This is a genomic window from Edwardsiella anguillarum ET080813 (genome assembly GCF_000264765.2).
GTDB lineage: Bacteria > Pseudomonadota > Gammaproteobacteria > Enterobacterales > Enterobacteriaceae > Edwardsiella > Edwardsiella anguillarum.
Map to the genome: position 1 here is coordinate 4087070 of NZ_CP006664.1, position 16131 is coordinate 4103200.

Sequence of the window (16131 nt, forward strand, 5' to 3'; positions counted from 1 at the left end):
CGCCGCGCGGCGACATCAAATATAATTCATATTATTCAACAAGATATTCAATAACCCTCTCCTCCGGCCACTCTGGCATCCGGCTTGCTATTCCCTTTAGGTACCTAAATTAAAGTACGTAACAGGGAACAATAATGAAAACCAAGCTGATTACCTTACAGAGTGCCGCCGCGCTGTTTCGCGACGGCATGACCATTATGGTGGGCGGTTTTATGGGCGTAGGCAGCCCACCCCGCCTGATCTCGGCCCTGCTGGAGTCCGGCGTCAGGGACCTGACCCTGATCGCCAACGATACCGCCTTTGTCGATACGGGCATCGGCCCGCTGATCGTCAACGGGCGGGTCAGCCGCGTCATCGCCTCCCACATCGGCACCAACCCGGAAACCGGGCGGCGCATGATTGCCGGGGAGATGGCGGTTCAGCTGGTTCCACAGGGCACCCTGATTGAACAGATCCGCTGCGGCGGCGCCGGACTCGGCGGTTTTCTGACCCCCACCGGCGTCGGCACCGTCGTCGCCGAGGGCAAACAGGCCCTAGAGCTCGACGGCAAAACCTGGCTGCTGGAGCGTCCGCTGCGCGCCGATCTGGCGCTGATCCGCGCCCATCGCGCCGACCCCCTGGGTAACCTGACCTATCAGCTCAGCGCCCGCAACTTTAACCCGCTGATCGCCCTCGCCGCCGACGTCACCCTGGCTGAGCCGGACGAGCTGGTGGAGACCGGCGCCCTGCTGCCTGACCACATCGTGACGCCCGGCGCGGTCATCGACCATATCGTCCTGCCTCAGGAGAATAAATAATGGATGCGAAACTGCGTATTGCGCGCCGCGTGGCGCGAGAGCTGCACGATGGCGACATCGTCAATCTGGGCATTGGCCTGCCGACAATGGTCGCCAACCATCTGCCGCAGGGCATCCACATCACCCTGCAATCGGAAAACGGATTCCTGGGGCTGGGGCCGGTCACCGCCGCCCACCCCGACCTGGTGAACGCCGGGGGACAGCCCTGCGGGATCCTGCCGGGCGCAGCCATGTTCGACAGCGCGCTGTCGTTCGCCCTGATCCGCGGCGGCCACGTGGACGCCTGCGTACTGGGCGGGCTGCAGGTCGATGAACAGGCCAGCCTCGCCAACTGGGTAGTTCCCGGCAAAATGGTGCCGGGCATGGGGGGGGCGATGGATCTGGTCACCGGAGCACGCAGGGTGATCATCGCGATGGAGCACTGCGCCAAGGATGGATCGGCCAAAATTCTCCGCCGCTGCACCATGCCCCTCACCGCCCGCCATGCGGTGCATGTGCTGGTTACCGAGCTGGCGGTATTCCGCTTTACGGACGGTAAAATGTGGCTGACCGAACTCGCCGCAGGGTGCGATCTGGCCACCCTGCGCGCGAAGACCGAGGCCCATTTTGACGTCGCCGCCGATCTGCTGATCATGCGAGGTGACGCATGATTGGCCGCATCTCACGCTTTATGGCGCGCTTCGTCAGCCGCTGGCTGCCCGATCCGCTGATTTTCGCCATGCTGCTGACCCTGCTGACCTTCGGCATCGCGCTGTGGCTGACGCCGCAAACGCCGCTCAGCATGGTGCGCTTCTGGGGCGACGGCTTCTGGAACCTGCTGGCGTTCGGCATGCAGATGGCGCTGATCATCGTGACGGGCCACGCGCTGGCGAGCTCCGCCCCGGTGAAAAGCCTACTGCGCACCGCCGCGTCGGCCGCCAAAACCCCCGCCCAGGGCGTGATGCTGGTGACCTTTTTCGGCTCCGTCGCCTGCGTCATCAACTGGGGATTTGGGCTGGTGGTGGGGGCGATGTTTGCCCGCGAAGTCGCCCGCCGCGTGCCGGGCTCCGACTACCCGCTGCTGATCGCCTGCGCCTACATCGGCTTTCTGACCTGGGGCGGCGGCTTTTCCGGCTCGATGCCCCTGCTGGCGGCCACCCCGGGTAACCCGGTGGAGCACGTCGCCGGGTTAATTCCGGTCAGCGATACCCTCTTCACCGGCTTTAACCTGTTTATCACCCTCGCCCTGATCGTGGTGATGCCCTTTATTACCCGCCTGATGACCCCCAGGCCGTCGGAGGTCGTCAGCATCGATCCGGCCCTGCTGCAGGAGGAGGCCGATTTCCAAAAAAGATTACCGGCCGACGCCCCCCCGTCGGAGAAGCTGGAAGAGAGCCGGACGCTGGCGCTGATCATCGGCGCGCTGGGCATCGCCTATCTGGGGATCTACTTCGTCGAGAAGGGGTTCAACATCACCATCAACACCGTCAACATGATGTTTATGATCGCCGGTCTGCTGCTGCACAAAACGCCGATGGCCTATATGCGCGCCATCAGCGCCGCCGCGCGTAGCACCGCCGGCATTCTGATTCAGTTCCCGTTCTACGCCGGGATCCAGCTGATGATGGAGCACTCCGGCCTCGGTGGCCTGATCACCGAGTTCTTCATCAACGTGGCCAATAAGGACACCTTCCCGCTGATGACCTTCTTCAGCTCTGCGCTGATCAACTTTGCCGTGCCCTCCGGCGGCGGCCACTGGGTCATTCAGGGGCCGTTCGTCCTACCCGCCGCGCAAACCCTGGGGGCCGATCTCGGTAAATCGGTGATGGCCATCGCCTACGGCGAGCAGTGGATGAACATGGCGCAGCCCTTCTGGGCGCTCCCCGCCCTGGCCATCGCCGGGCTCGGGGTGCGCGACATCATGGGCTACTGCATCACCGCCCTGCTGTTCTCCGGCGTCATTTTTGTCATCGGTCTGACCCTGTTCTGACCGCGCCCTCTCCCCGTTTTTAAGGAAAAGAAGATGAAAAATTGTGTCATCGTCAGCGCGGTACGCACCGCCATCGGCAGCTTCAACGGCGCCCTGTCTCAGATGGGTGCCGTCGATCTGGGTGCCACGGTCATCAGGGCCGCCCTGGAACGCGCCCGCCTCGACCCGCAGCGGGTGGATGAGGTGATCATGGGCAACGTGCTGCAGGCCGGCCTGGGGCAAAACCCGGCGCGCCAGGCGCTGCTGCGGGCCGGCCTCAGCGAGGCGGTCTGCGGTTTTACCGTCAACAAGGTCTGCGGATCGGGGCTTAAGAGCGTGGCGCTGGCCGCCCAGGCCATTCAGGCGGGGCAGGCGCTGGCGCTGGTCGCCGGCGGCATGGAAAACATGAGTCAGGCGCCGTACCTGCTGAGTGCAAAGGCGCGCTGGGGCTACCGCCTCGGCGACGGCACGCTGACCGACGTCATCCTGCAGGATGGTCTGCTGTGCGCCACCCACGGCTACCCGATGGGGATCACCGCCGAAAACATCGCCCGCGAATACGGCATCAGCCGTGAGATGCAGGACGCGCTGGCCCTGCACTCCCAGCAAAAGGCGGCCCGCGCCCTCCAGCGCGGCGCGTTTCAGGCCGAGATCGTCCCGGTCAGCGTGACATCGCGTAAAAAAACCACCCTCGTTGAGCGCGACGAATTCCCCAAAGCCGACTCCACGGCGGAAGGGCTTTCCACCCTGCGCCCGGCGTTCGATAAAGCCGGCAGCGTCACCGCCGGCAACGCCTCGGGGATCAACGACGGCGCGGCGGCGCTGGTGGTGATGGAGGAAAGCGCCGCCCGGGCGGCGGGGCTGACGCCGCTGGCGCGGATTAAGGGCTATGCCAGCGCCGGCGTCGCGCCGGCGCTGATGGGGATGGGGCCGGTCCCCGCCGCCCAGAAGGCGCTGCGCCAGTGTGGGCTGCAGATAGCCGACATCGATCTGATCGAGGCCAATGAAGCCTTTGCCGCGCAATTCCTGGCCGTCGGCAAGACGCTGGGGCTGGATGCCGAGAAGGTGAACGTCAACGGCGGCGCCATCGCGCTGGGTCACCCCATCGGCGCCAGCGGCGCCCGGATCCTGGTCACCCTGCTGCACGCGCTCGCCGCCCGAGACAAAACCCTGGGGCTGGCGACGCTGTGCATCGGCGGCGGCCAGGGGATCGCCCTGATCGTGGAGAGGATCGGCTAAAACCGGAGCGGGCGCGCGTCGGCGCGCCCATCGGCCTGCCCGTTATCCCCCAGCCAGCGACACGCTTCAGCCTGGATGCCCCCCACCCCGCGCAGGCGCGCCCCACGCCGCCATCGCCGCGGCCGCACATTGCCGCACCAAAGAACGCGCCCCTGCGGCCCGGGGCCACCCCGCCAAGAGGGTCATACGCTTCAAGAGCACGGCCCCTAGCCTACCCCCGCCCTTGCCCCTAACCGGCCCGCCGCCATTGGCCGCCCGGGGCGGCGCTATCCGTGCCTCAGCGCCGGGGGCGTAGCGTGCCCTAGTTCAAGATAGAGTGATCTGTCAATGGATTACCTGCACGTCCCCTGCAACAGGCGAGCGCTATCTGGTATCATAAACCGCAAATTGACTGATTCATCGTGGATACTAAGTGATGGCTAAAGCTCCAGCAAACAACGCCAAAAAAAACGCCAATAAGAAAGGCTTTGAAGAGACCCTGTGGGATACCGCTAACCAGCTACGCGGCAGCGTTGAATCCTCCGAATACAAGCACGTGGTGCTCAGCCTGGTGTTCCTTAAATTTATCACCGATAAGTTTGAGGCCAAGCGGAAACAGCTGATTGCCAACGGGCAAGAAGCCTTTGTCGATATGGATGTGTTCTACCAGCAGGATAACGTGTTTTTCCTGCCGGAGGTGGCACGCTGGTCCTATGTGAAGGCGCGCGCCAAGCAGGACGATATCGCGGTGATTATTGATAGCGCGCTTGCCACCATTGAAAAAAGCAACAGCGCGCTAACCGGCGCACTGCCGGATAACTACTTCTCCCGTCAGGGGTTAGAGGTGAAGAAGCTGGCCTCGCTGATCGATACCATCGAGAATATCGATACGCTGGCCAGCGAATGCCAGCTAAGCGAAGAGGACCTGGTGGGCCGGGTGTATGAATACTTCCTCGGCCGCTTTGCCGCCAGCGAGGGAAAAGGCGGCGGCGAATTCTACACGCCCAAGTCGGTGGTTACGCTGCTGGCGGAGATGCTGGAGCCCTATGAGGGCAAAATCTATGACCCCTGCTGCGGCTCCGGCGGCATGTTCGTGCAGTCGCTCAAGTTTGTCGAAAGCCATCAGGGCAAGAGCAAAGATATTGCCATCTATGGCCAAGAGCTGACCACCACCACCTACAAGCTGGCCAAGATGAACCTGGCGATCCGCGGGCTGATCGGTAATCTGGGGGAGCGCCCGGCGGATACCTTCTTTGCCGATCAGCACCCCGATCTGAAGGCCGACTTTATCATGGCCAACCCGCCGTTTAACCTCAAAGAGTGGCGCAGCGAGTCCGAGCTAACCGATGATCCGCGCTTTGCCGGCTTTCGAACCCCGCCGACCGGCAACGCCAACTATGCCTGGATTTTGCACATGCTCGCCAAGCTGAGTGTCGACGGCACCGCCGGTTTTGTGCTGGCCAACGGCGCAATGAGCTCCAACACCAGCGGCGAAGGGGAAATCCGCCAAAAGCTGATTGAAGATGACCGCATTGAATGCATGATCGCCCTGCCGGGGCAGCTGTTCTACACCACCCAGATTCCGGTATGCCTGTGGTTTATCAGCAAAAGCAAACAGGCCAACTCCCGCTACGGCTACCGTGCCCGCAGCGGTGAAACCCTGTTTATCGATGCCCGCGAGCTGGGCACCATGGTGAGCCGCACCAACAAAGAGTTGACCGCCGCCGATATCGCCCGTATTGCCGATACCTTCCATGCCTGGCGCTGCTCAGAAAGCGAACTGAAGCGTCGCGTTAAGGCGGGCGAAATCAGTATCAGTGAATACCAGGATCACGCCGGTTTTTGCAAGGTCGCCACCCTGGATGAGATAAAGGCCAATGACTTTGTGCTGACCCCGGGGCGCTATGTGGGGGCCGCCGAGGTGGCAGATGATGGCGTCGCCTTTGAAACCAAGATGCGAGAGCTGACGCAAACCCTGTATCGCCAGATAAATGAGGCGCAGGCACTGGATGCGGCGATCCGCGCCAATATGGAGGCGCTGGGTTATGGGGAGTAAGTGGCCTTTAATTAAGCTTGGTGATTTTGTTCAAATCGTTACTGGGCATCCATTTAAAAGTAAAGATTACTCCGAGGTTGATGGTGTCAAGCTTCTTCGTGGAGATAATATTGCGCAAGGAACATTGAACTGGCAAAACGTCAAAATGCTTCCAGACGATAAAATAGGTTCTAAAGAGCGAAATTATTATCTTCGCACTGGTGACGTCATTTTAGCTATGGATCGCCCTTGGATAGAAGCTGGATTGAAAACAGCTCAGATTAATGAAAATGACTTACCTTGCTTATTGGTTCAACGAGTAGCTTGTCTACGTTGTGAAGATTCATCAGATCAGGATTTTATCCGATATATTATTTCTTCTTATAGTTTTGTTCAGTATGTAAAACTAATTCAGACAGGTACTGCAGTTCCGCACATTAGTGGTAAACAAATTAAAAACTTTGAGTTCAGGCTTCCTCCCAAAAATGTTCGAAAGGTCATTGGGGAAGTGATTAAAAGGCTTGACGATAAAGCGCACATCAATCGCCAAATCAACCAAACCCTCGAACAAATGGCGCAGGCGCTGTTTAAGTCATGGTTTGTCGACTTTGATCCGGTGGTAGATAACGCACTGGATGCCGGTTTCTTTGCAGAGCACAGCGATCTGCCCGAAGCGCTGCTGCGCCGCGCCGAGCAGCGCAAAATTGTGCGCGGGCAGCCAGATTTTACGCCATTACCGGCTGAAACTCGTCAGTTATTCCCTGCCGCCTTTGAAGCGTGCGAAGAGCCCTCATTAGGGCTTGGTGGATGGGTGCCGCAGGGGTGGTCAGGTCGTTCAGTTTCTAAGGCGATTACTGTTAATCCCAAGGTAAAATTAGCCAAAGGTGAGATGGCTGCATTTGTTGATATGAAGTCTCTTCCTGTAACAGGCTATTCAATTGAAGATGTGGATAGAAAAGCGTTTTCTGGCGGAGCAAAGTTCAAGCAGCATGATGTGTTATTTGCTCGTATCACCCCATGTTTGCAAAATGGGAAAACAGGATTTGTTGATTTTCTCTCTGATGATGAAAGTGGCTTTGGCTCAACTGAATTTATCGTGCTACGCGGCAATGAGTTTGTTGATTGCACTTATGTAGCCTGTTTATCTAGAGACGAAAAATTTAGACAGCACGCTATGCAAAGTATGGTCGGCTCATCTGGGCGTCAGCGTGTTCAAAATAGTTGCTTCGATGATTATTTTATTGTGATACCGCCACAAAATATTATGAATAAGTTTGCGGGTATAGTTTCAACATCGTTTAAGAAATTAAAAACTAACTCAGATGAAATTATTTCACTAGCCAATGTCAGAGACACGCTACTCCCTAAACTGATCTCCGGCGAACTGCGCCTTAGTGATGACGGCACACTTGCCGACGGCGATACCGACTGTTAACCCTGTCAGACTGCCATGCCCAGCGTATGGCAGCCTTCTGACCTTACGATAGAAAGACAACGCCATGAGCCATATTTTCACGGAAGCCAAGCTGGAACAGGCCATTATCGACCTGCTCGGCGAGCACCAGGATGCGCAGGGTAAGGCCTATTACCCGCATCACCTTGGTGAGACGGTGCCGCGCAGCAGCAAGAGAGAGGTACTGATTGAGGCCGACCTGCGCCACTATCTGGCCTGCCGCTATCAGGATGACGGCATTACCGAGAATGAAATCACCCGTATCCTCAGGCAGCTTAAAAGCCTGTCGGCCAGTGACCTCTACGCCAGTAACAAAACCTTCTGCCAGTGGCTCAGCAATGGCTTTCTGTTTAAGCGCGATGACGCTGAACAAAAAGATCTCTATATCGAGCTGCTGGATACCCGCGCGCTGGAGGCCGGGCTGGCGGCGCTGTTCTGCGGTGCTCCCCTGCCCCCCGCAGCCCCCCGCAACCGCTGCCGGCTGGTGAATCAGCTGGAGATTGAGGGCCAGAGCCGCGACGGCGGTGCCCAGACCCGCATCCCCGATGCGATCTTGTATATCAACGGGCTGCCGCTGGTGGTGTTCGAGTTTAAATCGGCGGTGCGTGAAGCGGCGGCCACCCCCCATGATGCGTGGCGGCAGCTGTGCGTACGCTACCGGCGCGATATCCCGCAGCTGTTTGTCTATAACGCCCTGTGTATTGTCAGTGACGGGGTGAACTCCAGGCTGGGTAACCTGTTTGCCCCGTATCCGTTTTTCTACGCCTGGCGCAAAATCAGCGGCAGCGAGTCGAACGAGAAAGAGGGAATTAACGCCCTGTACACCCTGATTCAGGGGCTGTTCCACCCCCTGCGCCTGCTTGATGTGCTGAAAAACTTTATCTTCTTCCCCGATACCGCTAAGCGCGAGATCAAAATCTGCTGCCGCTATCCGCAGTATTACGCCGCCCGTAAGCTCTACTACAACATCAAGAAAGAGCGTAAGCAGCTTAATGAACAGGGCGTCAATATCGGCGGCAGTGGCAAGGGCGGCACCTACTTTGGCGCCACCGGCTGTGGCAAGAGCTACACCATGCTGTTTTTGGCGCGCCTGCTGATGAAAAGCGTCGAGTTCTCAAGCCCGACCTTAATTCTGATCACCGACCGTACCGATCTGGATGAGCAGCTGGCCAGGCAATTCTGCAACGCCAGCGGCTATATCGGTGATGCGCACATCGTGAAGGTGGCAAGCCGCCAGGATCTGCGCGAACAGCTGGCCGGGCGGGCCAGCGGCGGGGTCTTTCTCACCACCATTCATAAGTTTACCGAAGATATCCAACGGCTTTCTGAGCGCAGCAATATCATCTGTATCTCCGATGAGGCGCACCGCAGCCAGGTCAACCTTGATCAGAAGGTGCGCCTGGACCTTAACGCCAATACCTACAAAAAAAGCTACGGCTTTGCCAAATACCTGCACGACTCTCTGCCCAATGCCACCTATGTGGGGTTCACCGGCACCCCGATTGATGCCACGCTGGCGGTGTTCGGCCCGGCCATCGACAGCTACACCATGACCGAATCGGTCAATGATGGCATCACGGTGCGCATTGTCTATGAAGGGCGCGCGGCCAAAGTGGCGCTGGATAACGGCAAGCTAGAGGAGATAGAGCGTTACTACCAGGCGTGTGAGGCGCAGGGGGCCAGCGAGTACCAGATAGAAGAGAGCAAGAAGGCCACGGCCAGTATGCACGCCATTCTAGGCGATCCCGACCGGCTGGCGGCGCTGGCCAATGACGTTGTCGCCCACTACGAGGAGCGGGTGCGCGAAGGCGCCACCGTGACCGGCAAGGCGATGTTTGTCTGTGCCAGCCGGGAAATTGCCTATGACCTCTACCAGTGCATAAAGGCGCTGCGCCCGGCGTGGTTTGCAGCCAAACAGGCCATGGACGGGGTTAAGCTTAGCGCCAAAGAGCGGGAAACTCTGCTGGCCTTGCCGATGGTCAACCTGGTGATGACCCGTGGCAAAGATGACGATGCGCCGATGTATAACCTGCTGGGCAGCAAAGAGTACCGCAAGGAGCTGGACAAGCAGTTCAAGAACCCGCAGTCCAACTTCAAAATCGCCATTGTGGTGGATATGTGGCTGACCGGCTTTGATGTGCCGGAGCTCGATACCCTTTACATCGATAAACCGCTGCAAAAGCATAACCTGATCCAGACCATCTCGCGGGTCAACCGCAAGTTTGAAGGGAAAGAGAAAGGGCTGGTGGTGGATTACATCGGGATTAAATCACGCATGAACATGGCGCTGGCGATGTACGCGAAGGCGGATGAGGCCAATATCGAAGATATTGGGCAATCCCTGATTGAAGTGCGTAATCACCTCGACCTGTTGGCCACGCTGTTTCACCCCTTTGACAGCGGCGATTACTTTAGCGGTGAACCGACACGGCAGTTGGCCTGCCTCAACCGCGCGGCGGAGTTTGTACTGCAAACCAAACAGCGGGAGCGGCGCTATATGGGGCTGGTGAAACGCCTCAAAGCGGCTTATGACATTTGTGTCGGCAGTGAGTCGATTAGCCCAGCGCAGCGGGACCATATTCACTTCTACATTGCCGTGCGCTCCATCGTGTACAAGCTCACCAAGGGCGATGCGCCGGACACCGCGCAGATGAACCAACGGGTACGCGAAATGATTGCCGAGGCGCTCCGCGCCGATGGGGTTGAGGCCATTTTTACGCTGGGCGATAGCGCTGCCGAGTCGATTGATATCTTTGATGACGACTATCTGGCGCGCATCGACAAAATCAAGCTGCCGAATACCAAAATGCAGCTGCTGCAAAAGATGCTGGGCAAGGCCATCAGCGAGTTCAAGAAGGTGAACCAGCTGCAGGGGATTAACTTCTCCAAACGCTTTACCGCGCTGGTGGAGCAATACAATGAGCGTAAGGAAAATGACGTGCTCAATGGCGCAGAGTTTGATGCCTTTACCCAGCAAGTCACCGATATGATTTATGACATTAAAACGGAAATGCTGTCATTTACCGATCTCGGCATCGATATGGAGGAGAAGGCCTTTCTCGATATCTTGAATCATATGTGTGAGAAGTATCAATTTACCTATGATGAGACAAAGATGCTGGCGCTGGCCAAGGCCATGAAGGTCACCGTCGATGACTCCACCCAGTATCCGGACTGGAGCAACCGCGATGACATCAAAGCCAAGCTGAAGGTGGATTTGATCCTGCTGCTGCACCGCTTCGGCTTCCCGCCCGTCGCCAATGATGAGGTGTATAAAAGCGTGCTGGAGCAGGCGGAGAATTTTAAGAAATATCAGCCGGTGTGATGTGTGGCGCCATTGCGCCGCGGTTATGCCCTTAGGGTGTGAATGAATCTACCAGGTTGCCTTCTATCGGGCGGTATTCCGGGCCATGGAGGGCAAAAACAGCGTTAAGGATTGCATTGAATGGCTACTATTACTCAAACATCTGCCAATTTTACCAATGAAAATTTTGACCGTTTGCTGGCTCACCTCAAACAAATGGGGGATGCCGCAAACGTCCACAGTGAGTTGAGTGAGAAATATCAGCAATTTATCTCATTATTTCCGTTAGCGTCACTCCCCAGGTTAACACTGGATCAATACTGCATCGGCAAAGGGAATAGCTCATCTTTTTGCTGGTGGATTGAACGGGGACTACAGCCGGTATTGGCCCGCTATATGCCGGGGACATCTAAAGGCCACCTGCTATATTTTTTGTCAAATGACACTGTTTACAAGAATAAAAAGCTGGCAGATTTAAGTGATGAAGATGCCTTGGCGTACACGCTCAAAATACAGCACTGCATTGCGGCGGCTGATCCTGATGAGGATATGAGCTGGGTAGATGACGATAACCAAATTTATCAGCGGGCTGGAGTCGAACCACGGGTTACGGTGAGCAATGGCAGAAAATTGCGGCTATTGACCTGTTACCAGCCGACTAAATTGCTGCCAATCTCATCGACGAATCATCTTGGTCATTTTTTAAATGTTTTAGGATGGCCTCAAGATGATATTCCGGGTGAAAGCCAGCCAATCGCGCGCATGCAGCGTTTGATCAACTATTATCACCTTGCCCGGCAGTCACTGCCGGCATTAACGCCATACGGTTTTATGCTGGGGCTATATGCAGAAGCGTTGGGCCTTGCGCCGATGAAAGAGACGCTGAGTGACGATAAAGTCGACATGCACGAACGAGATGAAACCATGATAAATCAGCATGATAGAAAAGCACACGGCCCGTGCAATCAGATTTTCTACGGCCCGCCGGGCACAGGAAAAACCTATAGATTGCAACAGCTGCAGGCAACCTATACCAGTACACCGGCACACCCTGATAAGTTACTGTGGTTGCAGGAGAAAATAGCCCCCCTGACCTGGATGCAGGTGCTGGTGTTGTCATTACTCGACCTGGGCAGGCAGGCCAAGGTTGCAGACATTGTGAATAACCAGTACTTCCAGACAAAAGCCAAAATCAATAAGCGTGAGAGTAATCTTCGTGCTACTGCTTGGAGCTATTTACAGAAGTTCACCGTGCCTGAGTCTGAAACGGTCAATTATAAAGGGCGTAGTGAGCCGGCGGTTTTCGACAAAATGGCCGATTCTGTATGGGTTTTACTCGATGATAAATTAGAGCTGGTGGACGATCTGGTGCAGCTGTATGCCGAGCTGGAGCGCGGCCCACAATCGGGGATGCAGGTTAAGCGTTACAGCACCCTCACCTTCCATCAGTCATATGGCTATGAAGAGTTTATCGAGGGTTTAAAGGCAGCGACGGATGATGAGGGTAATGTCCATTACTCGGTAGAGGCCGGGGCGTTTTTAACGCTGTGTCGCCGGGCAGAGCAGGATCCAGAGCATCAGTACGCCATCTTCATTGATGAAATTAACCGGGGCAATATCTCCAAAATTTTTGGTGAGCTGATCTCGCTGATTGAGATTGATAAACGGGCACAGGGCAAACACCCGATGGCCATTAGTCTGGCCTACAGTAAGCAATCATTCAGCGTACCGTCGAATGTCGACATTATCGGTACGATGAATACCGCCGATCGTTCGTTGGCGCTGATGGATACCGCGCTACGTCGCCGTTTTGAGTTTATCGAGATGATGCCCGACCCCGCGCTGTTCTCCGGATCACTTGGCATTACGTGCAGCAACGACGTGACGATCAATCTGCAGCGACTGCTCAGCACGCTAAACGCACGGATTGCGGCGCTGTATGACCGGGAGCACACCCTGGGCCACGCCTTCTTCTTTCCGGCATATCATGCAGCGCAAAGCGGCGATTATGCTCAGGCGTTCCACGCGCTAAAGGCGGCATTCCAGACCAAAATTTTACCCTTGCTGCAGGAGTACTTCTATGACGATTGGAGCAAGATCCATCTGGTGCTGGGGGATAATCAAAAACCGGAGGCGCTGCAGTTTATCCACCAGCAGAAAGTGGATTATCACGCGTTATTCGGCAGCCATTATCAGGCGGATGACGTTACCCATGAAGGGCAATACGTACTGATAGATAACGCCGCCGCCGTGTGGGATAACGCGCTGGCGTATCTGGCCATCTACGCCCCGCAGGAGGCAAACCAACGCAGCCAGCAGCAAGTACCCGGCGCCCCCGACCAAGCGGATGCAGAATAGAATGTGTCGATCCGTGTATAAAGATATTACGCTGTTTGAGTACGCTCATTTAGTCAGCGAAGAGCATGCTATTACGCCGACCCCGCATCAGGTCGCCGTGATATCAGCGGCGGCCTTTGCCTACTTGAAGAAAATGGCGCTCAGCCCAACAAAAGAGCGCCGATTATTTCGCTTATGCTCAAAAGATGGCGTAGAAGCCCTGCAGACGCAGAACTACGCCGGGGTGATTTTTACCCCTGACGGTACGCAGATTGAAGTATTGCCCAAGCTGGGTCTCCCCTCACCCGCCGACGCCTCGCCCAACGGTGCGTTAAATCACGCCTCCGGCGACAAGGCGGGCTATGCTGATGCGCGTAATGCCCTGCTGATCATGCTGCGGGCCCTAAAAGCGTTTGCGCATATTCAGACTGACTCGGCCAATATCCGCCGTCAGAAGATGCCGTTGCTCGATGTGTTTATCAGCCAGTTTCTGGACTCGGTCAATACGCTGGTCAAAAAGGGGATCCGCAGCGATTACCTGTGCCGCGAAGATAACATTAACTACTTAAAGGGTAAGCTCAACACCACCCGGCACCTGCGCAAAAACATCATCCATAAACAGCGCTTCTTCTGCGAATATGATGCGTTTCTGACCGACAGACCGGCGAATCGTTTGCTGCATTCGGCGCTCAATCGCGTAGTGAGGATCACGCGGCATGCCGCGAATCAAAAGCGCCTGCAAGAGCTACTCCATTTTTTCGACAATGTGCCACTGAGCCTCGATTACAACCGCGATTTCTCGCGTTTGCGTATTGATAGAGGTATGAACCACTATCAGGCGCCGTTAGCATGGGCAAAGCTGATTTTAGATGGCTTTTCACCACAAACCATGAAAGGCGATAACCGGGCCTTCTCACTATTGTTTCCCATGGAGAGGGTATTTGAAAGCTACGTGGCGCAGACCCTGCGTGAGCAGTATGCGCCGCAGGTCGCGGTTCACGCACAGGTTCAGAGCAAGAGCCTGGTCACCCATGCGAATGCGCAGTGGTTCAGGCTTAAACCCGACATGGTGATGATACAGGATAAGCAGGTGATCGCCGTTCTGGATACCAAGTGGAAGCTGCTTGATCCCACCTTGGCCAATGGCTCTGATAAATATGCGCTGCAGCAGGGCGATTTCTATCAGATGTTTGCCTATGGTCATCATTATTTTGATCAGCACATTACGGTGCGAGAGATGTTCCTGGTCTACCCGGCACATGCCAATTTTACCGCGCCTATCGCGCAGCATTTTGCGTTCCCTACGTCAGGTAAGCAGCCTTTGCGCTTATGGGTGGTCCCTTTTGTCATCGATAAGGTTAATCCACGCCTGGCGCTACCCGAGGCGAGCCGGTTGTATCAGGCTTGCACCGTTACGGGAGCCGTATCGCTATCCGTGAGCGAATGATAGCCTGCGCCCATCGCTCATCCACGGACAGCGGGCATACATGGGAATGGCGGCCGCGGTGATCAACAGCGTGAAAGAGCCTGCGAATGAAAGGCGATGATTCAGACAGCAGGTTGCCTTTCAGGGCTCTGAAAATCGGGCGCTGAAAGAGAACACCGAGCAAACGCAAAAGCCAGCCGTAACCTATAATCCCATGAGAAATCACTGAATGGCTCGGCGCCGGAAGCGGCGCGCCAGTGAGGCTAAACCCACGGACACCGTAAAAAGCGGGTGGCCCAAAGCGGGTATGCCGGCAGGGGGAGCGTCACCGGACGCCCACCCCGCGCGGGCGCAATCCACTTCGCCATCGCCGCGGCCGGCGCGGTTTGGGAAAAATAGACCATGGCGGGGAATATGGAATAAACTACGCCCTCGCCGCCAATTATTTTCATTTAGCTTCGAAATTCGCAATTAATATTTCAATCACTGACGATATAGGGTTAAATAGAAAGCGTTCTGCCGCGACAGTATAGGAGCCCGACATCATTTACCTGCCAATAGGCGTCGCACGGAAGCGGCGCGCCAAATTATTATCACACCAATAGCGTACCGGCGGGGAAATATCATCCGCAAGACACGATGACGGACGTGGCCGTAACCCATCTTATAAATCTATTAGTAATAGAATCAATATAAATAATAATTATTGGTTGGTACTAAAAAGACAAAAGTCGATGGATTTAACAGCGAAGTGCTTGCATACTAGGCGCCGAATATTGTCATGGAGGACCCCATATTGAAATATAAGGCTGTCGTTACAGATTTAGATGGTACGTTATTGAATCCGCAGGGCCAACTTTCTACGCATACCCTCGTCATATTAAAAAAGCTCAGCGCGTTAGGAATAACGCTGGTATTCGCCACGGGACGCCATCCCCGGGATGCCCAAAAAATAGCGCAGGCGCTGGCGCCGCGCCCCCATATTGTCGGACTTAATGGCTCGCTGACGCTATGTCCGCAGAGCGACGCCATCCTTTGCGAGCATATTATCGAGCAGGATATTATCGCCGACATAATGCGCTGCAGCGCGCCATATCACATTCATCTCAGTGCGTTCGATAGCCATGGCTGGAAGCTCTACGAAGTCAACGACATGGCCGACGACTACGTCAAGCTCTCCGGATTCCGCTACCAGCAGATCGCACCGTCAGATATTTTTTCATTAAAAATTAATAAATTATTACTGTGGAGTCCCAGCGACATCGCGCCGCTGGAGCAGCGACTGCAACAGCAGTTCGGGCAGCATTTAGCGTGTTATCGCACCTCTGCGCAGCAGTTGGAGATCGGCCCCAGAGGTATCTCCAAAGCCAGCGCCGTCACGGCGCTACTCGCAGAGAAAGGGATCGACTTTCAGCGTCAGGCCATCGCATTCGGCGATGGGCATAATGATACGGAGATGCTACGTCAGGCGGGCTTAGGGATTGTCATGGACAATGCGCCGCACGAATTAAAAATACAGCTGGAGACCCTACCCATCGCGCAGAGTAATGCTGACGATGGCGTCGCTCAGATGCTGCAGCATATTTTTAAAATATAATCTCTTTATTTGAAGG

10 protein-coding genes are annotated in these 16131 nt (G+C 56.0%); all 10 read left to right on the forward strand.

Going from position 1 to position 16131, the window contains the following annotated elements; translation table 11 throughout:
- Nucleotides 1–134 precede the first annotated feature (134 nt).
- The 10 genes from atoD to ETEE_RS18325 all read left to right on the forward strand — a co-directional run bounded on the left by atoD (nt 135) and on the right by ETEE_RS18325 (nt 16115).
- Entirely contained in the window at nt 135–797 is a 663-nt protein-coding gene (atoD, locus tag ETEE_RS18280; protein WP_034164862.1) for an acetate CoA-transferase subunit alpha, read from the forward strand.
- Nucleotides 797–1447 carry a 3-oxoacid CoA-transferase subunit B gene (locus ETEE_RS18285; protein ID WP_034164861.1) on the forward strand — a complete coding sequence of 217 codons (651 nt, stop codon included), beginning with the start codon at nt 797–799 and terminating at the stop codon, nt 1445–1447. Before atoD ends, ETEE_RS18285 begins: the two co-directional genes overlap by 1 nt.
- Nucleotides 1444–2766, forward strand: coding sequence for a TIGR00366 family protein (locus ETEE_RS18290; RefSeq protein WP_034164860.1), 1323 nt, complete (start codon nt 1444–1446; stop codon nt 2764–2766). The genes ETEE_RS18285 and ETEE_RS18290 overlap by 4 nt, the downstream gene beginning before the upstream one ends.
- Nucleotides 2767–2799: 33 nt before the next feature.
- On the forward strand, nt 2800–3984 hold the full coding sequence (locus tag ETEE_RS18295; protein WP_034164858.1) for an acetyl-CoA C-acetyltransferase: 1185 nt from the start codon (nt 2800–2802) through the stop codon (nt 3982–3984).
- 415 nt (nt 3985–4399) lie between these two features.
- Nucleotides 4400–6019: a class I SAM-dependent DNA methyltransferase gene (locus ETEE_RS18300; protein WP_034164857.1), complete on the forward strand. Its 1620-nt coding sequence runs from the start codon at nt 4400–4402 to the stop codon at nt 6017–6019.
- Entirely contained in the window at nt 6009–7433 is a 1425-nt protein-coding gene (locus ETEE_RS18305) for a restriction endonuclease subunit S (RefSeq protein WP_049703810.1), read from the forward strand. Before ETEE_RS18300 ends, ETEE_RS18305 begins: the two co-directional genes overlap by 11 nt.
- A gap of 64 nt (nt 7434–7497) precedes the next feature.
- Nucleotides 7498–10776: a type I restriction endonuclease subunit R gene (locus ETEE_RS18310; RefSeq protein ID WP_034164856.1), complete on the forward strand. Its 3279-nt coding sequence runs from the start codon at nt 7498–7500 to the stop codon at nt 10774–10776.
- A 120-nt stretch (nt 10777–10896) separates the two neighbouring features.
- On the forward strand, nt 10897–13113 hold the full coding sequence (locus tag ETEE_RS22115; RefSeq protein ID WP_227625193.1) for an McrB family protein: 2217 nt from the start codon (nt 10897–10899) through the stop codon (nt 13111–13113).
- Nucleotides 13114–13126: 13 nt separating this feature from the next.
- A complete protein-coding gene (locus ETEE_RS18320; protein WP_225865077.1) occupies nt 13127–14539 on the forward strand; it encodes an McrC family protein in 1413 nt (470 codons plus the stop codon).
- Nucleotides 14540–15314: 775 nt separating this feature from the next.
- Nucleotides 15315–16115 (forward strand): Cof-type HAD-IIB family hydrolase, encoded by an 801-nt coding sequence (locus ETEE_RS18325; RefSeq protein WP_227625194.1) that lies wholly within the window; start codon nt 15315–15317, stop codon nt 16113–16115.
- Nucleotides 16116–16131: the final 16 nt, after the last annotated feature.